At 71.2% G+C, this 24,384-nt stretch carries 17 protein-coding genes; 8 read left to right on the forward strand and 9 right to left on the reverse strand.

The window, feature by feature from the left end:
* Positions 1–106: 106 nt before the first annotated feature.
* The 4 genes from OHA81_RS21815 (at position 107) to OHA81_RS21830 (ending at position 4,315) form a co-directional block, all read left to right on the forward strand.
* Positions 107–1,108 (forward strand): tetratricopeptide repeat protein, encoded by a 1,002-nt coding sequence (locus tag OHA81_RS21815; RefSeq protein WP_329198388.1) that lies wholly within the window; start codon positions 107–109, stop codon positions 1,106–1,108.
* A gap of 581 nt (positions 1,109–1,689) precedes the next feature.
* Entirely contained in the window at positions 1,690–2,343 is a 654-nt protein-coding gene (locus OHA81_RS21820; protein WP_329198390.1) for a DUF6230 family protein, read from the forward strand.
* A gap of 108 nt (positions 2,344–2,451) precedes the next feature.
* On the forward strand, positions 2,452–3,021 hold the full coding sequence (locus tag OHA81_RS21825) for a DUF6114 domain-containing protein (protein ID WP_329198392.1): 570 nt from the start codon (positions 2,452–2,454) through the stop codon (positions 3,019–3,021).
* A complete protein-coding gene (locus OHA81_RS21830) occupies positions 3,011–4,315 on the forward strand; it encodes a hypothetical protein (protein ID WP_329198394.1) in 1,305 nt (434 codons plus the stop codon). Before OHA81_RS21825 ends, OHA81_RS21830 begins: the two co-directional genes overlap by 11 nt.
* A 143-nt stretch (positions 4,316–4,458) precedes the next feature.
* Here OHA81_RS21830 and pyk read toward each other — a convergent pair whose 3' ends face one another.
* From pyk to pta, 3 genes are all read right to left on the reverse strand, one after another.
* Positions 4,459–5,892, reverse strand: a complete 1,434-nt coding sequence (gene pyk / locus OHA81_RS21835; protein WP_329198396.1) for a pyruvate kinase — start codon at positions 5,890–5,892, stop codon at positions 4,459–4,461.
* Positions 5,893–5,955: 63 nt separating this feature from the next.
* Positions 5,956–7,170, reverse strand: a complete 1,215-nt coding sequence (locus OHA81_RS21840) for an acetate kinase (RefSeq protein ID WP_329198398.1) — start codon at positions 7,168–7,170, stop codon at positions 5,956–5,958.
* 57 nt (positions 7,171–7,227) lie between these two features.
* On the reverse strand, positions 7,228–9,330 hold the full coding sequence (gene pta, locus OHA81_RS21845; RefSeq protein WP_329198400.1) for a phosphate acetyltransferase: 2,103 nt from the start codon (positions 9,328–9,330) through the stop codon (positions 7,228–7,230).
* A 233-nt stretch (positions 9,331–9,563) separates the two neighbouring features.
* On the opposite strand from pta, the gene OHA81_RS21850 reads away from it, so the two are divergent.
* Positions 9,564–10,589, forward strand: a complete 1,026-nt coding sequence (locus OHA81_RS21850) for an ATP-dependent 6-phosphofructokinase (protein ID WP_329198402.1) — start codon at positions 9,564–9,566, stop codon at positions 10,587–10,589.
* A gap of 46 nt (positions 10,590–10,635) precedes the next feature.
* Here OHA81_RS21850 and OHA81_RS21855 read toward each other — a convergent pair whose 3' ends face one another.
* Positions 10,636–11,361 carry a helix-turn-helix transcriptional regulator gene (locus OHA81_RS21855; protein WP_329198403.1) on the reverse strand — a complete coding sequence of 242 codons (726 nt, stop codon included), beginning with the start codon at positions 11,359–11,361 and terminating at the stop codon, positions 10,636–10,638.
* A 286-nt stretch (positions 11,362–11,647) separates the two neighbouring features.
* Here OHA81_RS21855 and OHA81_RS21860 point away from each other — a divergent pair, with 286 nt between their 5' ends.
* Together OHA81_RS21860 and OHA81_RS21865 are read left to right on the forward strand one after the other, a co-directional pair.
* A complete protein-coding gene (locus OHA81_RS21860; RefSeq protein WP_329198405.1) occupies positions 11,648–12,037 on the forward strand; it encodes a MerR family transcriptional regulator in 390 nt (129 codons plus the stop codon).
* 103 nt (positions 12,038–12,140) lie between these two features.
* Positions 12,141–12,482, forward strand: coding sequence for a thioredoxin family protein (locus tag OHA81_RS21865; protein ID WP_329198407.1), 342 nt, complete (start codon positions 12,141–12,143; stop codon positions 12,480–12,482).
* Here OHA81_RS21865 and glgB read toward each other — a convergent pair.
* The 4 genes from glgB to OHA81_RS21885 form a co-directional block, all read right to left on the reverse strand.
* Positions 12,472–14,757, reverse strand: a complete 2,286-nt coding sequence (glgB, locus tag OHA81_RS21870) for a 1,4-alpha-glucan branching enzyme (RefSeq protein ID WP_329198409.1) — start codon at positions 14,755–14,757, stop codon at positions 12,472–12,474. The genes OHA81_RS21865 and glgB overlap by 11 nt on opposite strands.
* Complete coding sequence (locus tag OHA81_RS21875) at positions 14,754–16,205, reverse strand: maltokinase N-terminal cap-like domain-containing protein (protein WP_329198412.1); 1,452 nt, start codon at positions 16,203–16,205, stop codon at positions 14,754–14,756. Before OHA81_RS21875 ends, glgB begins: the two co-directional genes overlap by 4 nt.
* A gap of 172 nt (positions 16,206–16,377) precedes the next feature.
* Complete coding sequence (gene treS, locus OHA81_RS21880; protein WP_329198414.1) at positions 16,378–18,072, reverse strand: maltose alpha-D-glucosyltransferase; 1,695 nt, start codon at positions 18,070–18,072, stop codon at positions 16,378–16,380.
* Entirely contained in the window at positions 18,069–20,063 is a 1,995-nt protein-coding gene (locus OHA81_RS21885) for an alpha-1,4-glucan--maltose-1-phosphate maltosyltransferase (protein WP_329198417.1), read from the reverse strand. Before OHA81_RS21885 ends, treS begins: the two co-directional genes overlap by 4 nt.
* Positions 20,064–20,562: 499 nt before the next feature.
* Here OHA81_RS21885 and glgP point away from each other — a divergent pair, with 499 nt between their 5' ends.
* On the forward strand, positions 20,563–23,211 hold the full coding sequence (gene glgP, locus OHA81_RS21890; RefSeq protein ID WP_329198418.1) for an alpha-glucan family phosphorylase: 2,649 nt from the start codon (positions 20,563–20,565) through the stop codon (positions 23,209–23,211).
* A gap of 63 nt (positions 23,212–23,274) precedes the next feature.
* Here the strand turns inward: glgP and OHA81_RS21895 are convergent, their stop codons facing one another.
* Positions 23,275–24,276, reverse strand: a complete 1,002-nt coding sequence (locus tag OHA81_RS21895) for an Lrp/AsnC family transcriptional regulator (RefSeq protein WP_329198420.1) — start codon at positions 24,274–24,276, stop codon at positions 23,275–23,277.
* Positions 24,277–24,384 lie beyond the last annotated feature (108 nt).

A 24,384-nucleotide genomic window follows, 5' to 3' on the forward strand; every position in this document is an offset into this window, starting at 1 on the left:
GCCAGGTGGGGACCCGGCGCCGCACGGGGGATACCGGCACGGGAATTTCCCGGCCGGCTTGCCCGATCCTTTTCGTCGGCGCGCGCACACGGGGGAGGATGTACGCATGCAGCCCAGAAACATGTCCATGAGCGGCGTCGTAGACCTCGCCGCGGTGAAGGCGGCCGCCGACGCCAAGGCGAAGGCCGAACAGGCGCGCGCCGAGGCGGCCCGGCAGGGCGGCGGCGCGTCCGGCCCGTCCGCCGGCGCCGTACCGCCGTCCGCACTCGTCATCGACGTAGACGAGGCCGCCTTCGACAGCACCGTCATCCGCCTCTCCGACCAGGTTCCGGTCGTCCTCGACTTCTGGGCCGAGTGGTGCGAGCCGTGCAAGCAGCTCGGCCCGCTGCTGGAGCGGCTGACCGTCGAGGCGAACGGCCGGCTCGTGCTGGCGAAGATCGACGTCGACGCCAACCAGATGCTGATGCAGCAGTTCGGCATCCAGGGCATCCCGGCGGTCTTCGCCGTGGTGGCCGGCCAGGTGCTGCCGCTGTTCCAGGGTGCGGCCCCGGAGCAGGAGATCCGCGCGACGCTGGCCCAGCTGGTCCAGGTCGCCGAGGAGCGCTTCGGTCTGCTCGGGCTCCAGGTCGACCCGGCCGCCGAGGGCGCCGAAGCCCCGGCCGCGGCTTCCGCAGCCGGTCCCGCCGCCGGTCCGTACGACGCGCTGCTGGAGGCGGCGGTCGTGGCGCTGGACGCGGGTGACCTGGCCGGAGCGGTGCAGGCGTACAAGAACGTACTGGTCGACGACCCGAACAACACCGAGGCCAAGCTGGGCCTGGCCCAGGCCGAGCTCCTCTCCAGGGTCCAGCACATGGACCCGCAGGCGGTGCGCGCGGCGGCGGCCGAGAGGCCGAGGGACCCGCAGGCGCAGATCGCCGCAGCGGACCTCGACCTGGTCGGCGGTCATGTGGAGGACGCCTTCGGGCGCCTGGTGGACACCGTGCGCGTGACGTTCGGTGAGGACCGGGACGCCGTGCGACTGCGGCTGCTGGAGCTGTTCGAGGTCATCGGGGCGGACGACCCGCGGGTTTCGGCGGCCCGGACGGCGCTGGCCCGGGTGCTGTTCTAGGCGCTGCGTCGTGGGTGGTGCGCCACCGGCGATTTGTTGACACGGAGGTAAACAGCGGCCGCGCTTTGCCAAAACTTGGTAATCGCGGCTGCTGTTACTCCCAGTAAATCGAACCCCGTGTTCTGTCCGGTTGGTTCGTGTTCCTCCTCATTGTCGTGGCCCTGGGTAACACCCTGTGTTGCTGCCCGACGACGGCGCGCCGCACCGTGGTTATCCACCCGTTACCCGCCAGTAACGAACCCCCTTGTGTACCGGCCTGGAATGGACCACGATCGGCGACGCTCGGTCCTTCCCGCAGAGCCGCTCATCCGGAGCCGCGGCGAGGGTCCCCACCGAGCCGGCCGGTGGCGGTATCGCCGGCCGTAGGACAGGGGGGTCTTCGCCGCACCGGCGGAGCCTGTCCTCCTGGTTGCGCGAACGCGTGGCCCAGTGGTTGTCGCTCGGGGGTGAACGCCGGTGTACGCGACGCGGCTCTGCTGCGGCTCGGCCGCCAGCGCTCCTTCCCGAGGACGTAGCACTTCTCCCATCCCAGGACGGGCACGGCCCGGACCGGAGATGTACGTCCGAGAAGGAGGAACAAGATGAGTTCTCAGGTTCGTGGCGGGACCAGATGGAAGCGCTTCGCGCTCGTCATGGTGCCGAGCATCGCGGCCACGGCCGCGGTCGGTGTCGGTCTGGCGCAGGGTGCCCTCGCGGCGTCCTTCAGCGTCTCCGGCCAGGACTTCAAGGTCTCGGCCGACAAGCTGGACGGTGACGACCTGCTGCAGTACGGCAGCGTCGCCAAGGGCAAGGGCCTCGACGGCAAGGACGCGGCGCACCCGGTCACGATCTCCGGGTTCCGGCACGCCGAGATCACCAACATGTGCCAGTCGCTGGTGACGCCGATTCCCGGCCTCGGCGCGGTCACGATGAAGCTCCAGACCGGCAACAAGGGCAAGCCGGCGGTCGCGGAGAACATCTACCTGGACGTCGCCGAGCTCGACACCGACGCCACGTTCAGCAACCTCGACATCGGTGTCGCGGTGGACGCGGCCGGCGGCACGGCGGAGCACCCGACCACGCCGCAGGCCGGCACGGTGGCCAACGGCGCCCTGTTCTCGCAGCGCGCCAAGAAGGCCGTGCTGACGAACGTGCGCCAGAAGGCGTGGGCGACGACGGCGGGCACCTTCACGCTGCCCGACCTCAAGCTGCGTCTGCTCAGCGGTGACCAGCCGTGCTACCAGGACGAGAAGTAGTCGTTCCTGGCAGGTGAGCGGTAGAGGCGGGCGGTGGCGGCCGTCGCCGCCCGTCCCTCCGAGCACCACAGAGTTCTCCGTACCACCGTTTCCAGGGAGCTGTTGTCCATGAACCCCCAGGCCCCGGTTCGCGCCGCAGACGACGCTTGGCTCACCGTGGTGTACTACCGCTTCCGCGCCTGGAGGGGCGGCCGGCCCTTCTGGGCGGGCCTGTTCACTCTCATCGGCGGTTTTCCCATCGCGTACTTCCCCTACGCGGACCTCCGCCTGGGCAACATCACCATCGCCATGGCGACCACCGCGGGCGCGGGCTCGCTGATCATCGGCATCCTGCTGATGACCCTCGGCGTGGCCCTGTGGTTCCAGCAGGGCATCCGGGTCTTCGCCGGCGTGGCGTCGATCCTGCTGGCCCTGGTGTCCCTGCCGGTCTCCAACCTCGGCGGTTTCTTCATCGGCTTCCTGTTCTCGCTGCTCGGCGGCGCGCTCGCCCTGTCGTGGGTGCCGGGCAAGCCGGCCGGTCCCGAGGACCGCACCGACGCGCAGGAAGCGGCGGCGGACGAGGCGCAGGCGTACGCGGACGCCCCCGCGGGCTACGTCCCCGGACCCCGCGGCACGGAAACGGCTTACCCGAGCGAGACGACTGCCCACGCCGATGGCGGGAGGAACAGTGCGGGGTGACGAGACGCAGCAGGGCGTGGCCCCTGGCGCGGAGTCCCGCGAAAGAAGGGGTCCGCGGCACGCGGCGCCCCGGAAGTCGCTGCTGAACAAGATCCAGATACCCGTCGGCAAGACGATGGCGCTGGCGGCGATGCCGACGGCCGTGTTCGTCGGAATGGGTCTCGCCCCGAAGCTGGCCCTGGCCGACGACAAGGACATCCCCTTCGCGCCCGGCCCGTGCGTGACCCGCTCCGACGAGCCCAAGGAGTCGCAGTCCCCGACGCCGTCCGGTTCGCCGTCCGGTTCGCCCTCCGCCTCGCCCTCGCCGAGCGCGTCCGCCCCGACCGGCGGGAGCAAGGCGCCGAAGCCGGGGCCGACCCCGTCGGCGTCGCAGCCGGCCGCCGAGGCGGCGAAGCCGGCGCCGAAGCAGAGCGCCCCGCAGCCCTCCTCTCCCTCGCCCTCGGCCTCCGCGCCGGCGGCGAAGCCGAAGAACCCCCTGGACCCGCTGGGTGTCGGCGACGCGCTCTCGGGCCTGGTCGGAGGAATCACGAAGCCCCTCCAGGACGCGACGAAGCCGGCCCCCCCGGCGCCGTCCGCGTCCGCCAAGACCGCCACGCCCACCCCCGACCCCTCCGCGGACGCGATCCGCGAGGCGGCGAAGAAGGCGGGCGCCTCGGTCCAGGAGCTGCCGCAGGACGTCAAGGACACCGCCAAGGCCCCGAAGGACGAGACGGGCAAGACGGCCAAGGCGGCCGACGACGAGCCGACGGCCTCGCCCTCCCCGTCCGGATCCCCCTCGGCGACCAAGGACGCGGACGGGAAGGAACCCTTCCCCTGCCCGACCTACGACGCCAAGGCCCTCGCCGACGCCTCCCTGGAGCAGGGCATCCCGCTGCTGCCGGACGAGCCGTGGTACCTCGACAGCTCCCTGCTGACCCTCTACGGCCTGGACTACGCGGGCATCGTGGAGGTGAAGACGGCGGGCGGCAAGACCAAGAAGGTCCTCAAGTTCACCGCGGACTCCCTGGACATCAAGGACCTCTACCAGACGGTCGGCAAGACGGGGAACGTCGCCCACCTCAAGTCCCGGCCGGGCTCCACGTCCACGATCCGCGGCGGCAAGGTGACGATGTACACCGAAAGCCTCAAGGGGAACCTGTTCGGCCTGATCCCGATCGAGTTCACCCCGAACTCCCCGCCGCCCCTGAACGTCCCCTTCGCGTTCTTCACCAACGTCAAGGTCGTCCAGGCCGGCCAGTTCGGCGGCAACCTCACGGTCCCGGGCCTGCACAACTACGTAGGCCCCCCGGAGTAACCCGGAGCGGCAAACGGAAGCTCCCGGCAGCGGTCGCGCTGCCGGGAGCTCCGTCGTTCCCACGCACCGAGGGCGGCACCCGGACCCCGTGAGGGGTCGGGCGCCGCCCTCGGTCCCTGTGCGGCAGAGGGGGAGCGGGTGGGTCAGGCGGTGGGCGTGGCGCCACCGAGGTGGTGGACGCGGACCATGTTGGTCGTGCCCGGGACGCCGGGGGGAGAGCCGGCCGTGATGACCATGGTGTCGCCGGTGTTGTAGCGGCCGAGCTTGAGCAGCTCGCCGTCCACCAGGTCGACCATCGCGTCCGTGGTGTCCACGTGGGGGACGATGTAGGAGTCGACGCCCCAGCTCAGCGTGAGCTGGTTGCGGGTGTTCTGGTCCGTGGTGAAGGCCAGGATCGGCTGCTGCACGCGGTAGCGCGACAGCCGCCGGGCCGTGTCGCCGGACTGCGTGAAGGCGATCAGCGCCTTGCCGCCGAGGAAGTCGGCGATCTCGCAGGCCGCGCGGGCGACGGAGCCGCCCTGCGTACGGGGCTTCTTGCCCGGCACCAGCGGCTGGAGGCCCTTGGACAGGAGCTCCTCCTCCGCAGCCGCGACGATCTTCGACATCGTCTTGACGGTCTCGATCGGATAGGCGCCCACCGAGGACTCCGCCGACAGCATGACCGCGTCCGCGCCGTCCAGGATCGCGTTGGCGACGTCGGACGCCTCCGCGCGCGTGGGACGCGAGTTCGTGATCATCGACTCCATCATCTGGGTCGCGACGATCACCGGCTTGGCGTTGCGGCGGCACATCTCGATGAGCCGCTTCTGCACCATCGGGACCTTTTCGAGCGGGTACTCGACGGCCAGGTCACCACGGGCCACCATGACCGCGTCGAAGGCGTCCACCACGGCGGCCATGTTCTCGACGGCCTGCGGCTTCTCCACCTTGGCGATCACGGGGACCCGGCGGCCGACCTCGTCCATCACCTTGTGGACGTCCTTGACGTCGTTCGCGTCGCGCACGAAGGACAGGGCGACCATGTCGCAGCCCATCCGCAGCGCGAAGCGCAGGTCGTCGATGTCCTTCTCCGACAGGGCCGGCACGTTCACGGCCGCGCCGGGCAGGTTGATGCCCTTGTGGTCGGAGATGACACCGCCCTCGATGACGATGGTCTTGACGCGGAGGGCGTCGACCTCGGTGACCCGCAGCTCGACGTTGCCGTCGTTGATCAGGATCGGGTCGCCCTTGGCGACGTCGCCCGGCAGGCCCTTGTAGGTGGTGCCGCAGATGGACTTGTCACCGGGGACGTCCTCGACGGTGATGGTGAACTCGTCACCGCGCACCAGCTCGACGGGACCCTCGGCGAAGGTCTCCAGACGGATCTTCGGGCCCTGGAGGTCGGCGAGGACGCCGACCGCGCGCCCGGTGTCCTCGGAGACCTTCCGGACGCGGTCGTACCGCTCCTGGTGTTCTGCCTGGGATCCGTGGCTGAAGTTGAATCGGGCCACGTTCATGCCTGCCTCGATGAGTGCTTTCAGCTGCTCATACGAGTCGACGGCGGGGCCCAGCGTGCAGACGATTTTGGAACGGCGCATGGAGCGGATCCTATCGGTTTGTTTCGTAGCGGAATATTCCGTCTGGTGGAAAGTCCAAAGTGACTACTGGGTAACCAGCGCGTAGGCCTGGGTGGCGATCTCCAGCTCCTCATCCGTCGGTACCACGGCCACGGCCACCCGGGCGTACTCCGCCGAGACCAGCCGCGGCTGCGAGGAGCGCACCGCGTTGGCCTCCAGGTCGAGCACCAGGCCCAGCTCGGCCAGCCCGTCCACCGCAGCTTCCCGGACCTGGTGGGCGTTCTCGCCGACCCCGGCCGTGAACGTCACCGCGTCCACCCGCCCGAGCACCGCCGAGTAGGCCCCTATGTACTTCTTCAGCCGGTGCACGTACGCGGCGAACGCCGTCGACGCCGCCTCGTCCCCCTCGCCCGCGCGCCGCAGCACCTCGCGCATGTCGTTGTCGCCGCACATGCCCAGCAGACCGCTCTTCTTGTTCAGTAGCGAATCGATCTCATCCACCGAGAGGCCGCCTACCCGCGCCAGGTGGAAGATCACGGCCGGATCCAGATCCCCCGACCGGGTTCCCATGACCAGTCCTTCCAGCGGGGTCATGCCCATCGAGGTCTCCACGCAGACCCCGCCCCGCACGGCCGAGGCCGACGCCCCGTTGCCCAGGTGCAGCACGATCACGTTGACGTCCTCCACCGGCCTGCCGAGCAGCGCGGCGGTCGCCCGCGACACGCAGGCGTGGGAGGTGCCGTGGAACCCGTACCGACGGATGGAGTACTTGCGCGCGGTCTCGGCGTCGATCGCGTACCGGGCCGCGTACTCCGGCACCGTCGCGTGGAACGCCGTGTCGAAGACGGCGACCTGCGGGAGATCGGCGCGCAGGGAGCGGGCCACCTCGATGCCCGTCACGTTCGCCGGGTTGTGCAGCGGGGCCAGCGGGATCAGGCTGCGGATCTCCGCCAGCACCTCGTCGTCGATCACCGTCGGCCGGGTGAACCGGGTGCCGCCGTGCACCACCCGGTGGCCCACCGCGGCCAGTTCGGGGGAGTCCAGCCCCAGTCCGTCGGCGGCCAGCTCCGCCGCGACGGCCCTCAGGGCGGCCTCGTGGCCGGCTATCGCCCCGGCGCGTTCGCGCTTGCCGCCCTCGGCCCCGGGTCCGGTCAGCGGCTCGTGGACCAGCCGGGACGTCTCCTCGCCGATCCGCTCGACCAGGCCCACGGCGAGGCGGGAGGAGTCCGCCATGTCGAGCAGCTGGTACTTGAGCGAGGAGGAGCCGGAGTTGAGGACGAGGATGCGTGATGCGGTCACAGGTGCGGATGCCTTCTCTGGTGAGGGGGTGGCCGAAGGAAACGTGGGACGTACGGGTCAGCCGGCCGACGCCGGCCGGGCGGACGACGGGGCCGGCGACTGGGCCTGGATCGCGGTGATCGCCACCGTCGTGACGATGTCCTGGACCAGGGCGCCGCGCGACAGGTCGTTGACCGGCTTGCGCAGCCCCTGGAGCACCGGACCGACCGCGACGGCGCCCGCCGAGCGCTGTACGGCCTTGTACGTGTTGTTGCCCGTGTTGAGGTCGGGGAAGATCAGCACGCTCGCCCGCCCGGCCACCTCCGACCCGGGCAGCTTCGTCGCGGCGACGGAGGGCTCCACCGCCGCGTCGTACTGGATCGGCCCCTCGATCAGCAGGTCGGGCCGCCGCTCGCGGACGGTCTCGGTCGCCTTGCGGACCTTCTCCACGTCCGCGCCGGTACCTGAGGTGCCGGTGGAGTACGAGAGCATCGCGATCCGCGGCTCGACGCCGAAGGCGGCGGCGGTGGCGGCGGACTGGACGGCGATGTCGGCGAGCTGCTCGGCACCGGGGTCCGGATTGACCGCGCAGTCCCCGTAGACGAGGACCTGGTCGGCCAGGCACATGAAGAAGACCGAGGAGACGATGGACGCCTCCGGCTTGGTCTTGATGATCTCGAAGGCGGGGCGGATGGTCGCGGCGGTGGAGTGCACGGCGCCGGAGACCATCCCGTCCGCCAGGCCCTCCTGGACCATCAGCGTGCCGAAGTAGTTGACGTCGGTGACCACGTCGTTGGCCAGCTCGACGGTCATGCCCTTGTGGGCCCGGGCCTGGGCGTAGTACTCGGCGAAACGTTCACGCAGGGGCGAGGTCGCCGGGTCGATCAGCTGGGCGCCCGAGATGTCGATGCCCAGGTCGGCGGCCTTCTTGAGGATCGCCGGCTCCTCGCCGAGCAGGGTCAGGTCGCAGACCCCCCGCCGCAGCACCACGTCCGCGGCGCGCAGCACGCGCTCCTCGGTGCCCTCCGGCAGCACGACCCGGCGGCGCTCGGAGCGGGCCCGCTCCAGCAGCTCGTTCTCGAACATCATCGGCGTGACCCGCTCGGAGCGGGCGACCGACAGCAGGTCGCGCAGCTCGGCGGTGTCCACGTGCCGCTCGAAGAGGCCGAGCGCGGTCTCCAGCTTGCGCGGCGTCGCGGAGTTCAAACGGCTCTGGAGCGAGAAGAGTTCCGCGGCCGTGGGGAAGCTGTTCCCGGCCACCGACACCACGGGAGTGCCGGGCGCCAGCTTGGAGGCCAGCGTCAGGATGTCCCGGCCCGGGCGCTCGTTCAGCGTCAGCAGCACCCCGGCGATCGGCGGGGTGCCGGAGGTGTGCGCGGCCAGCGCGCCGATCACCAGGTCGGAGCGGTCCCCGGGGGTGACGACCAGGCAGCCGGGGGTCAGCGCGCCCAGGAAGTTCGGCAGCATCGCGCCGCCGAACACGAAGTCGAGGGCGTCGCGCGCGAGCCCGGCGTCGTCCCCCAGCAGTACTTCGCCGCCCAGCGCCCGGGTGATCTCGGCGACGGTCGGGGCGGAGAGGGACTTGTCGTCCGGCAGGACGTAGCAGGGCACGGGGAGGCGGGCGGCCAGCCACTCGGCGATGACGTCGCGGTCCTCGGCGGCCACCCGGTTGACCGCCATGGCCACGACGTGACAGCCGAGGCCCTCGTACGCCCGGTAGGCGTTGCGGGCCTCCGCGCGGACGGCCTCGGCGGAGTGCTTCGTACCGCCCACGACGGGCACGACCACGGCCCCCAGCTCGTTGGCCAGGCGGGCGTTCAGCGCGAGCTCGTCCGGCAGGTTGGTGTCGGCGTAGTCGGTGCCCAGCACCAGCACGACCTCGTAGTCGCGGGCCACCCGGTGGTAGCGCTCGACCAGCCGGGACACCAGCTCGTCGGTACCCTTCTCGGCGAGGACGGCCGAGGCCTCGTGGTAGTCCATGCCGTACGCGGACGCCGCGTCCTGGTCTATCCGGTAGCGCGCCTTCAAGAGGTCGAAGAGCCGGTCGGGGCTGTCGTGCAGCAGCGGACGGTAGACGCCCACCCGGCCCGTCTGCCGGGCCAGCAGCTCCATGATCCCCAGCTCGACGACCTGCCGGCCGTCCCCCCGCTCGATACCGGTCACATACACGCTGCGCGTCACGCGTGCTCTCCGTCCATGCTCGTCGATCTTTGTAGGTCGGTTGTCCCGGTTAGGGTGGGCTTGACCTCTTGACAATACCTCTGAGCCTAGCTACGACACCTGCCGGGAAAGAGCGCCCCGCCCCCGCCCCGTGGAACAATCGGACAAGGCCCCAGTAATACGCCTTTCAGATGTACGGCCGCCCGCCCGCACGCGTACGGCCAGGTACGACCAGGAGCAGGAGACACAGCACGATGCGTATCGGAGTTCTCACCGCAGGCGGCGACTGCCCAGGGCTGAACGCCGTCATCCGGTCGGTCGTACACCGTGCGCTGGTCGGACACGGAGACGAAGTCATCGGCTTCGAGGACGGCTTCAAGGGCCTGCTCGACGGCCACTACCGCCCCCTGGACATCAACGCCGTCAGCGGCATCCTGGCCCGCGGAGGCACCATCCTCGGCTCGGCGCGCATGGAGCGTGCCCGGCTGCACGAAGCCGCCGAGCACGCGCAGGAATTGTCCACCCGGTACGGCATCGACGCGCTGATCCCGATCGGCGGCGAGGGCACGCTGACCGCCGCCCGGATGCTCTCCGACGCCGGGATGCCGGTCGTGGGGGTGCCCAAGACCATCGACAACGACATCTCCTCCACCGACCGCACCTTCGGGTTCGACACCGCCGTGATGGTCGCCACCGAGGCCATCGACCGCCTCAAGACCACCGCCGAATCCCACCAGCGGGTCATGGTCGTCGAGGTCATGGGCCGGCACGCGGGCTGGATCGCCCTGGAGTCCGGCATGGCCGGCGGCGCCCACGGGATCTGCCTGCCGGAGCGCCCCTTCGAGGTGGACGCCCTGGTCAAGATGGTCGAGGAACGCTTCTCCCGTGGCAAGAAGTTCGCGGTGATCTGCGTGGCCGAGGGCGCGCACCCGGCCGAGGGCTCCATGCCGTACGAGAAGGGCGAGATCGACGCGTACGGGCACGAGCGCTTCGCCGGCATCGGCAACCGCCTGGCCGTCGAGCTGGAGCACCGCCTGGGCAAGGAGGCCCGCCCGGTCATCCTCGGCCACGTCCAGCGCGGCGGCACGCCCACCGCGTACGACCGCGTCCTCGCGACCCGGTTCGGCTGGCACGCCGTCGAGGCCGTGCACCGGGGCGACTTCGGCAACATGACCGCCCTGCGCGGCACCGACATCGTCATGGCCCCCCTGGCCTCTGCCGTCACCGAGCTCAAGCGGGTCCCGGACCACCGGATGTACGAGGCCGAGTCGGTCTTCTGACCGGTCCGGTCCGCCGCCGGCGTGGGGCCGCACCCCGTGCGGTGTCCTACATCGTGCCGACGGCCACCGCCCAGAAGCGGTCCACGATCTGCGAGAGGTACTCCCGGCCGCCGTCGCCCGTCGCCGTCGCGCCCCCTCCGCCCCAGCTCAAGGTCGTGAGCATCAGCGACTGGTACTCGCCGTGCATCTTCTCCAGCACCCGGTCCAGGTCCGCCCGGGGCACCGGCAGCAGCTTGCCGAGCGGCTTCGCGTACGCCTGCCAGCGGGTGGTCACCGCGCTGCGCAGCAGCTCGGCCAGCTCCTGCTCCTTGCCGGTGGCCCTCACGAACTGGGGCAGGTTCAGCCCCAGCGTCGCGGCGAGGGCGGCCGACTGCCGCTCGTTGCCCTTCCAGCGGCCGGAGTCCTCCATCTTCTGGTAGGCGTTCGTCTCCATCCCGATGCGCCGGGCCAGCTCGTCGGGGGCCAGGCCCCGGGCCATCCGGTGCTCCCTCAGGGTCACCGGCTCCGCGAGCAGTTCCCCGGGGGCGCACCACAACACACCGGCGAGCGCCGTGAGTTCGGCGGACGACGGCGAGATCTCGCCACGCTCCCACGCCATCACCGTCTCGGGCGCGACCGTCAGGCCGTACTGGGCGCGCAGGCCGAAGGCGACGTGGCCGGGAGCCATGCCCAGGGCCGCGCGGAGACGACGCGCGGCGGGGGCATTGAAAGGGGGGCTGGAATGCACAGGGCACACGGTAGGAGTTGCCAAGGCGTGGCGACTACAGACCATTCAAACAAGCTCATAACTCGTAGGAATGTCCTATTGAGTTCGCCGCTTTGGGTGGGTTTCCCGGCGACCGTCCGGTAATCGGATGGAGCGAAGATCCATTTCAGCGTAGGGATTTCGCCACTCGATTTCAGGGTTACCGGAACAACGGCCGAGTGATCCCCGTCACGGCCGTGAACCGGCCATCCGTCGCCCGCGTGATCCATACCGGGGCCCTCGCATACGGGGGTGGCGAGGGCCCCGAACGCCTCCTTGCCTTGACCTCGACGTCAAGGCTTACGGTCTCGGCATGCGAATCGGCGAACTGGCGGAGCGGGCCGGGACCAGCACGCGGACCCTGAGGTACTACGAGTCGCGCGGGCTGCTGCCCGCCCGGCGGACCGGCAACGGCTACCGCACCTACGACGAGGAAGACCTGCGCCTGCTGCGCCAGATCCGGGTGCTCCAGGACTTCGGCTTCGAGCTGGAGGAGACCCGGCCCTTCGTGGAGTGCCTGCGCGCCGGACACCCGGCCGGGGACTCCTGCCCGGCCTCGCTCGCCGTCTACCGGCGCAAGCTCGCCGAACTCGACGCCGTCATCGGCCGGCTGGCCGACGTACGGGAGACGGTCGCGCGCCAGCTGGCCGAAGCCGAGGAGGCGGCCGGAGGGGCCGCCGCACCCCGCTGTGAACTGGGCTGACCGCAGACCCGACCGCAGACCCGACCGCAGACCCGACCGCAGACCCGACCGCAGACCCGACCGGAGGGCCGCCAGAGGCCCGACCGGACGAACGGAGAAGAAGATGAAGGCTCAAGGCGTCGCCGAAGTGACCGATGCGGACTTCGGGACGGAGGTGCTCGGCGAACGCGGCCGGCCCGTGCTCCTGGAGTTCACCGCCGGCTGGTGCGGCCCCTGCCGGCAGATCGCACCCGTGATCTCCGCGGTCGCCGCCGAGGAGGCCGACCGGCTCAAGGTCGTGCAGATCGACGCGGACAGCAACCCCGCCACCGTCATCCGGTACGGGGTGCTGTCCCTGCCGACCCTCATCCTCTTCCGCGACGGCGAGCCCGTCCGGCAGATGGTCGGGGCCCGCGCCAAGCGCAAGCTCCTCCAGGAGCTGGAGCCCGAGCTCGCTACGGCTTGAACCAGACCGTCGCCATCGGCGGCAGCGTGAGGCGCAGACTCACCGGGCGCCCCTGGGCCGCGACCGGCTCGGGGCGCAGCGGCTGGAGGTGGCGCACCCCGCTGCCGCCGTACGCCTCGGAGTCCGTGTTGAGCACCTCGTGCCACTGCGCCACCTGCTCCGGCACCCCGATCCGGTAGCCGTGCCGGACCACCGGGCAGAAGTTCGACACCGCCAGCAGCGGCGAGCCGTCCTCGGCGTACCGCAGGAACGCGAAGACGTTGTCGTCCGAGGCGTCCGCCTCCACCCACGCGAACCCTTCCGGCACGGTGTCCCGCTCCCACAGCGCGGGCGTGGCCGTGTAGGTGTGGTTCAGGTCCCGCACGAGGTCGCGCACGCCCCGGTGGTCACCGGCCGCCGAGTACCCGGGGTCCACCAGCCACCAGTCCGGCCCGTGCTCCTCCGACCACTCCGCCCCCTGTGCGAACTCCTGTCCCATGAAGAGCAGTTGCTTACCCGGGTGGGCCCACATGAAGCCCAGGTACGCGCGGTGCGAGGCCCGCTGCTGCCACCAGTCGCCGGGCATCTTCGACACCAGCGCGCCCTTGCCGTGCACCACCTCGTCGTGCGAGATCGGGAGCACGTAGTTCTCGCTGTACGCGTAGATCATCCCGAAGGTCATGTCGTGGTGGTGGTACTTGCGGTGCACCGGCTCCTTCGACACGTAGCGCAGGGTGTCGTGCATCCAGCCCATGTTCCACTTGAGGCCGAACCCCAGCCCGCCCGCGTCCGTCGGCCGGGTCACCCCCTCCCAGGCGGTGGACTCCTCGGCGATCGTCACCACGCCCGGGCAGCGCCGGTACACGGTCGCGTTCATCTCCTGGAGCAGTGCGACCGCGTCCCAGTTCTCCCGCCCGCCCTGCTCGTTCGGGAGCCACTGGCCCTCCTCGCGCGAGTAGTCGAGGTAGAGCATGGAGGCCACCGCGTCCACCCGCAGCCCGTCGATGTGGAACTCCTGGCACCAGTACACGGCGTTGGCGACGAGGAAGTTGCGCACCTCCTTGCGGCCGTAGTCGAACTCCAGCGTCCCCCAGTCCGGGTGTGCGGCCCGCCGCGGGTCGTGGTGCTCGTACAGCGGCCGGCCGTCGAACTCGGCCAGCGCCCACTCGTCGCGCGGGAAGTGCGCCGGGACCCAGTCGACGATCACGCCGATCCCGGCCCGGTGCAGCGAGTCCACGAGGAACCGGAAGTCGTCCGGGGTGCCCATCCGTGAGGTCGGTGCGTAGTAGCCGGTGACCTGGTAGCCCCAGGACCCGCCGAAGGGGTGCTCGGCGACGGGCATCAGCTCCACGTGTGTGAAGCCCAGCTCCCTTACGTACGCCGGGAGTTGCTCGGCGAGCTCGCGGTACGAGAGCCCCGGCCGCCACGACGCCAGGTGCACCTCGTAGACCGACATCGGCGACAGGTGGGCCGGCCGGGCGCCGCGTGTGGCCATCCACTCGGCGTCCTGCCACGTGTGGTGGGAGTCGGTGACGATCGAGGCGGTCGCCGGCGGGACCTCCGTCCGCCTCGCCATCGGGTCGGCGCGCACCGTGTGGCCGCCGTCGGGGCGGGTGATGTCGTACTTGTAGAGGGTGCCCTCGCCGATCCCCGGCAGGAACAGCTCCCACACCCCGGTCGAACCCAGCGAGCGCATCGGGTACGCGCCCGGGTCCCAGTACGAGAAGTCGCCCATCAGCCGCACGCCCTGGGCGTTGGGCGCCCACACCGTGAAGCGGGTTCCGCTCACGCCCTGGTGTTCCATGACCCTCGAGCCCAGCGCCGTCCACAGTTCCTCGTGCCGGCCCTCGCCGATCAGGTGCAGGTCGAGTTCGCCCAGCGCCGGCAAGAACCGGTAGGGGTCGTGGACCTCGACACCGTCGCCGTCGTACCCGACGAGCAGGCGGTATTCGGGCACCTCGGTCAGCGGCAGCAGCCCCGAGAACAGGCCGTCGCCCTCGTCGAGGAGCTCGGCCCGCAGCCCGTCGGTGACGACGGTGACGGACTTCGCGTACGGGCGCAGCGCGCGGAAGACCACCCCGCCGGGCCCGGGGCGGGCGCCCAGTACGGCGTGCGGGTCGTGGTGGCGGCCCTCCAGCAGCCGGGCCCGCTCCCCGGCGTCGAGCACGGGCGCCGGCGAGACGCCCTGGGGCGCGGCGGCCCGCCGGGCGCGGGGGGTACGAGCCTTCCTCGCGGGCTCGGGGGCGGTAGCGGCTTCGTCGCGGACGGTCGGTGACGGCTGTCGTGCGGCGCTCACGCGAGCGGCCTCCTCGGGGGCTTCGGATGGGGCTGGGTGTGGGCGGCGCCGCCCGGGGCGGACGGCAGCCGGTGGGCCGGCCGCTGGGGCTCCGAAAGCCGCCGGATCGCCGCCATCGGGACGTGCAGCCAGTCGGGGCGGTGCCGGGACTCGTAGCGGGCCTCGTACACCGCCTTGTCGGTCTCGTACGCCCGCAGCAGGACCGGGTCCTCGCGCGGGTCCCGCCCGGTGGTGCGCGCGTAGCCCTCGCAGAACGCGGCCCGGCAGTCGTCGGCCCACGCGGGGGCGAACGGCCGGTGCGAGCGGGCCGCGTAGTCGAAGGAACGCAGTATCCCGGCGATGTCGCGCACCGCCGGTTCGGGGCGGCGGCGGTCGGCCAGCGGCCGGGCCGGTTCGCCCTCGAAGTCGATGAGCGCCCAACTGCCGTCGGGGGTGCGCAGGGTCTGCCCCAGGTGCAGGTCCCCGTGGATCCGCTGGGCGGCGACCCCGGCGCCCCGGGAGGCGGCCAGCGCGTCGAACGCCCCCCGCAGCCCCGCCTCGTAGGGCAGCAGCGCGGGTACTTCCCGGGCGGTGGCGGCCAGCCGCGCCGTCATCCCTGCGGCGAGCCGGGCGGTCTGCTCCGGATCCAGCGCCAGGGTGGGCAGGGCGTCGGCGAGCGCGATGTGCACCTCGGCGGTGGCCCGGCCCAGCGCGTGTGCCTCGGCGGTGAAGTCGGCCCCCGCGCCGAGCCGGCCCAGCGCGAGCTGCCACCCGTCGACGGAGCCGCGCAGGTACGGCTGGAGCACCCCCAGGGTCAGCGGTTCGGAGCCGGGCAGTTCGGCCTCGTACCAGGCGACGGGCGCGGGTACCCGCGCGCAGCCGACCTCGGCCAGCGCCCGGGGCAGTTCCAGGTCCGGGTTGATCCCCGGACCGACCCGGCGGAACACCTTGAGGATGTGCGAATCCCCGTAGATCAGCGAGGAGTTGGTCTGTTCGCCGGAGAGCGGCCGGGGCGTGGGCGCCGCCGGGATGAGCGCATGGGGGTCCCGCTCGAAGCGCAGCGGGCCGAGCGCGCCCGGGGAGCGCAATCGTTCCAGCAGCAGCGCCGCGAGCCTCGGATCGCCGAGGCCCTCGTACACGGCGTGCCCCGCGTACGGGCCCTGTTCGGCGTACCCGATCAGCGCGGGCGCGAGCGCCGGAGGCAGGTTGGGGCGTACCCCGAGCAGCAGCTGGTAGCAGTCCGAACTGCCCTCGGCGTCCACTCCGACGAGCAGGTGGAGCAGCCCTGGCGAGGCCCCGGGAGGCAGCAGTTCGACGGCCGAGACCATCCGGAGCCGGGTGATGGGGCGTCCCTTTCCGGCGAACCAGCGCTGTCTCGGCAGCCAGGCTCGCAGCATGGGCTCCAGCGGTCCGAGCGGGACTCCTGCCAGGCTTCCCTGGCGGCTCCGGGCGGATGCAGCCTCCGACATGGCGTCGCGTCCTTTCCCCGGGCCGTCACAGAATGCGCAGAGTGTCCCGGATGGCGATGGTTGCTGTCCGGCGGTGTGCGAGTGTCGGGTCAGGATGATCCGTACAGGGGCGGGCGATTGACCCATTCGCGCGCCCGCCCCGTACCGCCGTTACCCGCTTTTCGGTGCCGGACTACTCAGTGCGCAGGCGGAACCACAGAAAGCCATGGCCCGCGAGCGTCAGCAGGTACGGCCACTCGCCGATCGGCGGGAACCGCACATCGCCCGTGAGTTCCACGGGCACCCGCCCGTTGAACGCGCGCAGGTCCAGCTCGGTGGGCTGGGCGAAGCGCGAGAAGTTGTGCACGCACAGCACGAGGTCGTCCCCGTACTCGCGCAGGAAAGCGAGGACCGCCGGGTTGCTCGACGGCAGTTCGGTGTACGACCCGAGACCGAAGGCGGGGTTGGCCTTGCGGACTTCGATGAGCCGGCGCGTCCAGTGCAGGAGCGAGGAGGGCGATGCCATCGCCGCCTCGACGCTGGTGACCTGGTACCCGTAGACGGGGTCCATGATGACCGGCAGGTTCAGCCTGCCCGGATCACAGGAGGAGAAACCGGCGTTGCGGTCCGGCGTCCACTGCATGGGCGTGCGCACGCCGTCCCGGTCACCGAGCCAGATGTTGTCGCCCATGCCGATCTCGTCGCCGTAGTAGAGCACCGGCGAGCCGGGCAGCGACAGGAGCAGGGCGGTGAACAGCTCCATCTGGTTGCGGTCGTTGTCCAGCAGCGGTGCCAGCCGGCGTCTGATGCCGATGTTGGCCCGCATCCGCGGGTCCTTGGCGTACTCGGAGTACATGTAGTCGCGCTCTTCGTCCGTGACCATTTCGAGGGTGAGCTCGTCGTGGTTGCGCAGGAAGATGCCCCACTGGCAGTTCGCCGGGATCGCCGGGGTCTTGGCCAGGATTTCGGAGACGGGGTAGCGGGACTCTCTTCGTACCGCCATGAAGATGCGCGGCATGACGGGGAAGTGGAACGCCATGTGGCACTCGTCCCCGCCCTTGGCGAAGTCCCCGAAGTAGTCGACCACGTCCTCTGGCCACTGGTTGGCCTCGGCGAGCAGGACGGTGTCGGGGTAGTGCGCGTCGATCTCGGCCCGGACCCGCTTGAGGAGCGCGTGCGTGCGCGGGAGGTTCTCGCAGTTGGTGCCCTCCTCGGCGTACAGGTAGGGCACGGCGTCGAGGCGGAAGCCGTCGATGCCGAGGTCCAGCCAGAAGCGCAGCGCCGAGATGATCTCCTCGACCACGGCCGGGTTCTCGTAGTTGAGGTCCGGCTGGTGCGAGAAGAAGCGGTGCCAGTAGTACTGCTTGCGCAGGGGGTCGTACGTCCAGTTCGAGGTCTCGGTGTCGACGAAGATGATGCGGGCGTCCTGGTACTGCTTGTCGTTGTCGGCCCACATGTAGTAGTCGCCGTACGGTCCGTCCGGGTCCTTGCGCGACTGCTGGAACCACTCGTGCTGGTCGCTCGTGTGGTTCATGACGAAGTCGATGATTACCCGCATGCCGCGCTGGTGCGCGGCGTCCACGAACTCCACGAAGTCGGCGAGATCGCCGAACTCCGGCAGCACGGAGGTGTAGTCGGAGACGTCGTAGCCCCCGTCGCGCAGCGGCGAGGCGAAGAACGGCGGAAGCCAGAGGCAGTCCACGCCCAGCCACTGGAGGTAGTCGAGTTTGGAGGTGAGCCCCTGCAGGTCGCCGACGCCGTCGCCGTTGCTGTCCTGGAACGAGCGGACGAGGACTTCGTAGAACACCGCCCGCTTGAACCAGTCGGGGTCGCGGTCCTTGGCGGGGGTGTCCTCGAACATGTCGGGGACGGGATCGTTGATCATCATGTGATGGGTGACCCTCCGGTGGGCGGGGACGGTCGCAGAGCGGCCAGCACGTGCGCGGGCGTCCTGCCCGGCTCTAGGCGCACGTAGTTCGCCCTGCCCCAGTGATAGGTCTCGCCGGTGAGCTCGTCGCGCACCGCGAGGGACCCGTGCCAGTCGAGGCCGAGTACCGGCATGTCCAACGAGACGGTCGCCTCCTGGGTGTGGTGCGGATCGAGGTTGACGACCACCAGTACGGAATTGGCTCCGGCGTGCTTCGAATAGGCGATCACCTGTTCGTTGTCGGTCGAATGGAAGTGCAGGTCGCGCAGCTGCTGGAGGGCGGGGTTGCGGCGGCGGACCCGGTTCAGGGTGGTGATCAGCGGGGCGATGGTGCGGCCCTCGCGCTCGGCGGCGGCCCAGTCGCGTGGCCGGAACTCGTACTTCTCGGAGTTCATGTACTCCTCGCTGCCCGGCCTGACCGGCTCGTTCTCGCAGAGCTCGTACCCGGCGTAGATCCCCCAGGTGGGGGAGAGGGTGGCGGCGAGCACGGCCCGCACCTCGAAGGCGGGACGTCCGCCGTGCTGGAGGTACTCGTGCAGGATGTCCGGCGTGTTGACGAAGAAATTCGGCCGCATGACGGCCGCCGAGCGGTCGTCGGCGAGCTCGGTCAGGTACTCGGTCAGCTCTGCCTTGGTGTTGCGCCAGGTGAAGTACGTGTAGGACTGCTGGAAGCCGACGGCGGCCAGGGCGCGCATCATCGCGGGGCGGGTGAAGGCCTCCGCCAGGAAGATCACGTCGGGGTCCGTCTTGTTGATGTCCGCGATCACCTTCTGCCAGAAGACGACGGGCTTGGTGTGCGGATTGTCGACCCGGAAGATCCGGACGCCGTGGTCCATCCAGTGCCGCAGGATCCGTACCGTCTCCTCGACGATCCCGGCCATGTCGGTGTCGAAGTGGATCGGGAAGATGTCCTGGTACTTCTTCGGCGGGTTCTCGGCGTACGCGATCGTCCCGTCCGCGCGGTGGCGGAACCACTCCGGCCGCTTCTCCACCCAGGGGTGGTCGGGCGAGCACTGGAGCGCGAAGTCCAGGGCGATCTCCATCCGCAGTTCCCGGGCCCGCGCCACGAAGGCGTCGAAGTCCTCGATGGTGCCCAGCTCCGGGTGGACGGCGTCGTGGCCGCCCTCGGTCGACCCGATGGCCCACGGCACGCCCGGATCCCAACTACCGGCCGACAAGGTGTTGTTGGGGCCCTTGCGGTAAGTGCTGCCGATGGGGTGGATGGGCGGCAGGTACACCACGTCGAAGCCCATGGCGGCGATCGCCGGCAGCCGCTCGGCGGCCGTCCGGAAGGTCCCGCTCACCGGAGCCGAGCCGGGCTCGACCACCGCTCCCTCGGAGCGGGGGAACATCTCGTACCAGGAGCCGAAGAGGGCCCGCTTGCGCTCGACGAGCAGCGGCAGCGGCTTGGCGGCGCTGACCAGCTCCCGGTACGGGCGCCGCGCGAGGGCCTCGGTCACGGGGGCGGCGAGGGCGGCCGCGTACCGCACGGAGACCTCCCGGTCCTCGTCGCGCATCGCCTCGGCGGCGGCCAGCACGTGCGCGCGACCGTCCTTCTTGGGGATCTTCGCGCCGGCCCGCGCGTACAGCTCCGCGCCTTCGAGCAGCATCAGCCCGGTGTCGATCCCCGCGGGGATCTTGATGGCGGCGTGCGCGCGCCAGGTGGCGATGGGGTCGCTCCACGCCTCGACGGTGTACGTCCACCGCCCTTCGGTGTCGGCGCAGACCCTGGCGCCCCACCGGTCGGTACCGGGAGCGAGTTCGTGCATCGGCACGGGCGGCCGCAGCCGTCCGCTCGGGTCCCGGAGTACCACGTGGGCGGAAACGGCGTCGTGGCCCTCGCGGAACACGGTGGCCGAGATCCGGAAGACCTCGTCCACGACCGCCTTGGCGGGTCTGGCGCCGCAGTCGACGGCGGGGCGGACGTCCAGCACGGGAATGCGACCGATCATGATGGGATCACCTGGGGGCAGTTCGCGGGGCTAGGTGTGGGCGGTCCGGCTGACGGGGCAGCCGGCAGTGCACGCTCTGTTCGCTCTGTTTCTAGCCGTTCAGAAGACGGCTGGGCTGCGGGCATGGCCGCTCCTGTCCGCGTTCACTCGGGTGGCGGGAGAGGTGGTGTGCGGTGTGCGCCGTGCGTGTACCCGGGGAGCCCTTCCCACTCTCGTGCCACCCAATCCGTGCGCTTGGTTAACTACTCGTACGTAGTGGCACGCCGATAACCAAGCCCCGGCTCGACATCCGCCGAGGCTCCGTCAAGTCGGTTGGTAACTCCCGGACCTACACCGGTATACCCCCTTCGCGGCCCGTGCGCGCGTCGGCGTCGTGGCAGCGCGGCGCGCAGGCGGGCTAGCCTCGTGGCTCCGGAAGTGGATCCAAAGTGGACGGATGCGCGGGTGCACAGCGTGGTGCGGCCGCTCCGATCCGCAATCCCCTGCGAAGGTGGAACACGTGAAGGCTATCCGTCGATTCACCGTGCGCCCCGTCCTCCCCGAGCCGCTGCTGCCACTGGCAGACCTCGCGCGCAACCTGCGCTGGTCTTGGCACGCGGAAACCCGCGAACTCTTCCAATCCGTCGACCCCGAGGGCTGGCAGGCCGCTGCCGGCGATCCCGTGCGACTGCTCGGCGCCGTGTCCGCCGGCCGCCTGGAGGAGCTCGCCGGCGACCGGCGGTTCCTGCGGCGGCTGGCCGTGGCCGCCGCCGACCTCGATGACTACGTCCACGGCGGGAGGTGGTACCAGACCCACGAGAACGGCGGGGACCTGCCCGCCGCCATCGCCTACTTCTCGCCCGAGTTCGGCATCACCGCAGCCCTGCCGCAGTACTCCGGCGGGCTCGGGATCCTCGCGGGCGACCACCTCAAGGCCGCCAGCGACCTCGGCGTCCCGCTCATCGGCGTGGGACTGCTCTACCGCCACGGCTACTTCCGCCAGTCCCTCTCCCGTGACGGCTGGCAGCAGGAGCACTACCCCGTCCTCGATCCCAACGAGCTCCCCCTCGCCCTCGTCCGCGAGGCCGACGCCACGCCCGCCCGGGTGACCCTGGGCCTGCCCGGCGGCCGGTCGTTGCACGCGCACATCTGGCAAGCCCGCGTCGGACGGGTCCCGCTGCTGCTGCTCGACTCCGACGTCGAGGACAACGACACCGCCGCCCGCGAGGTGACCGACCGGCTCTACGGCGGTGGCAGCGACCACCGGCTGCTCCAGGAGATGCTGCTCGGCATCGGCGGGGTCCGCGCCGTGCGGACGTACTGCCGGCTGACCGGTCACGCCGACCCCGAGGTGTTCCACACCAACGAGGGACACGCCGGTTTCCTCGGTCTTGAACGCATAAGGGAACTCGAAGGTGAACAGGGTATCGGTTTCGACGCCGCCGTCGAGGCGGTCCGCGCCGGCACCGTGTTCACCACGCACACCCCCGTCCCCGCCGGCATCGACCGCTTCGACCGCGCCCTGGTCGCCCGGCACTTCGGCGAGGGCGGCGAACTGCCCGGCGTACCCGTCGAGCGGATCCTCGAACTGGGCGCGGAGTCCTACCCCGGCGGCGACCCCGGGGTGTTCAACATGGCCGTCATGGGCCTGCGCCTCGCCCAGCGCGCCAACGGCGTCTCCACCCTGCACGGCGCCGTCAGCCGCGGCATGTTCGCCGGGCTGTGGCCCGGCTTCGACCCGGTCGACGTGCCGATCACCTCCATCACCAACGGCGTGCACGCGCCGACCTGGGTGGCGCCCGAGGTGATGCGGCTCGGCGCGCGCCAGATCGGGGCCGGCCGGACCGAGGACGCGCTGTCCGTCGGCGGGTCCCCGCGCTGGGACGCCGTGTCGGCCATCGCCGACCAGGAGGTGTGGGACCTGCGCCGGGTGCTCAGGGAGCAGCTGGTGCAGGAGGTGCGCGACCGGCTGCGGGCCTCCTGGAAGCAGCGCGGGGCCGCGGACGCCGAGCTGGGCTGGGTGGACTGCGTACTCGATCCGGACGTGCTGACCATCGGCTTCGCCCGCCGCGTCCCCTCCTACAAGCGGCTCACGCTGATGCTGCGCGACCCGGAGCGGCTGCGCCGGCTGCTGCTGGACCCGGACCGGCCGGTGCAGATCGTGGTCGCGGGCAAGGCGCACCCCGCCGACGACGGCGGCAAGCGACTCGTCCAGGAACTGGTGCGGTTCTCCGACGACCCGCGGGTGCGGCACCGGATCGTCTTCCTGCCCGACTACGGCATGGCCATGGCGCAGAAGCTCTACCCGGGCTGCGACATCTGGCTGAACAACCCGCTGCGCCCGCTGGAGGCCTGCGGCACGAGCGGGATGAAGGCGGCGCTCAACGGCTGCCTCAACCTCTCCGTGCTCGACGGCTGGTGGGACGAGTGGTTCGAGCCCGACTTCGGCTGGGCCATCCCCACCGCCGACGGGGCCGGGACCGACGTCGAGCGGCGCGACGACCTGGAGGCGAACGCCCTCTACGAGCTGATCGAGAGCCGGGTCGCGCCCCGCTTCTACGACCGGGCCGGGCGCAGCGGACTGCCGGAACGGTGGATCGAGATGGTCCGGCGGACCCTGGTCTCCCTGGGGCCCAAGGTGCTGGCGGGGCGGATGGTGCGGGAGTACGTGGAGCGCCTCTACGCCCCCGCCGCGCTCGCCCACCGCGCCCTCGACCCGGAGGCGGCCCGGGACCTCGCCTGGTGGAAGGGCCGGGTCCGCGCGGGCTGGCCCCGGGTCACCGTCGAGCACGTGGAGGCGCTCGCCGCCGCGCCCGTCGGCGGGACCGCCGAGCTGGGCGCCACGCTCACCCTGCGGGTGCGGGTGGCGCTGGACGCGCTCGCGCCGGAGGACGTGGAGGTGCAGGCCGTCGCGGGCCGGGTGGACGCGCAGGACGTGATCCAGGCCGCCCGGACCTTCCCGCTGAAACCGGCCTCCGGGCCCGACCTGGAGGGCCGCTGGGTCTACGAGGGCCCGCTCGCCCTCGACCGTACGGGGCCCTTCGGCTACACCGTACGGATCCTGCCCGCGCACCCGCTGCTGGCGAGCCCGGCCGAACTCGGCCTGGTCGCGGGCCCGCAGGACGCCGGCGCCGACGCGGACGCGGCGGGCGGGATGCTGCTGAGGTGAGGAACGCGGGGACGGGCGGCGGGGAAGGCCCCAGGGGCAGGGCGGCAGGGCCCGGACCCGGACTCAGGGGTCGACCAGCCGTCCGTCCTCGACCAGCATCCCGGCCCGCTTGATGTTGCGCAGGGTCGGGATCACCTCGACCCGCTCGATGCCGGGCACGGCGCCGATCCGTTCCGTCAGGTACGTGTACAGCGCGTCCGTGTCCCGGCAGACCACCACGGCCAGCAGGTTCGCCGCCCCGGTCACCGCGGCGGCGAACGGCACCTCCTCGTGCCGGGCCACCGCCGCGCCCGCCTCCGCCAGCCGCGAGGGCGCCGCCGTCAGCATCAAGGTGGCCTCCGCCTCGTAGCCGAGCCGGGCGGGGACGAGCTCCACGTCCAGGTAGAGCGCCCCGAGATCCCGCAGCCGTTCCAGGCGGCGACGCGCGGTGGACTCCGACAGGCCCGAGGCGCGCGCCAGTTCGGGGTAGCCGGCCCTCCCGTCCCGGCCGAGCACCGACAGCAGCGCCAGCTCGACCTCGTCCAGGGTGTGCCGTTCCCGCCCCTGCGGGACCGGCGGTCGCTCCAGTGCCGCGGCCTGGTCGGGCCGCAGCACGTCCAGCCCGCACCACCGCTCCGGGCCGCCGACGAAGACCCGCAGCAGCGTGTGCGCGCTGACCCCGGTCACCCGGCGGGTGCGGGGGAGCTTGTCCAGCAGCAGGCCGTCGCGGTCGGCGCGGGTGCGCGCCTTGGTCAGGCAGTGGATCTCCGTCCCGCCCGAGCCCAGCTTCACCCAGGAGATGTCCGGCCGGCGGGCCAGTGCCCCGGCCACCACCAGCGCCGCGTCGGGCGCGCACTGCACGCGCAGCCACGACTCGAACAGCCCGACGCGGCGGCCCAGGGGGAGTCCGACCACCCGGATCAGGCCCCCGGACCGCATCCGCCGGTAACGGCGCACCACCGTCTGGTCGGAGACCTCCAGCACCTCGGCGAGCCGGCTGAACGAGGCCCGTCCGTCGATCATCAACGCCTGGATCAGGGAGCGGTCGAGGAGGTCGAGCTCCTCGTTCGGTGCGGTTCGGTTCATGCTTTCCATCATCCCAGAGCCGTCCATGACGGAAATCCGTCGGCGGACGGGTGCCGGGTGTGGAATGCGGGACCGCGCTGAGAACTTGGGGTCACCGATGACGCCAAA

Origin of the sequence: Streptomyces sp. NBC_00667, from assembly GCF_036226825.1 — a bacterium.
Taxonomy (GTDB): domain Bacteria; phylum Actinomycetota; class Actinomycetes; order Streptomycetales; family Streptomycetaceae; genus Streptomyces.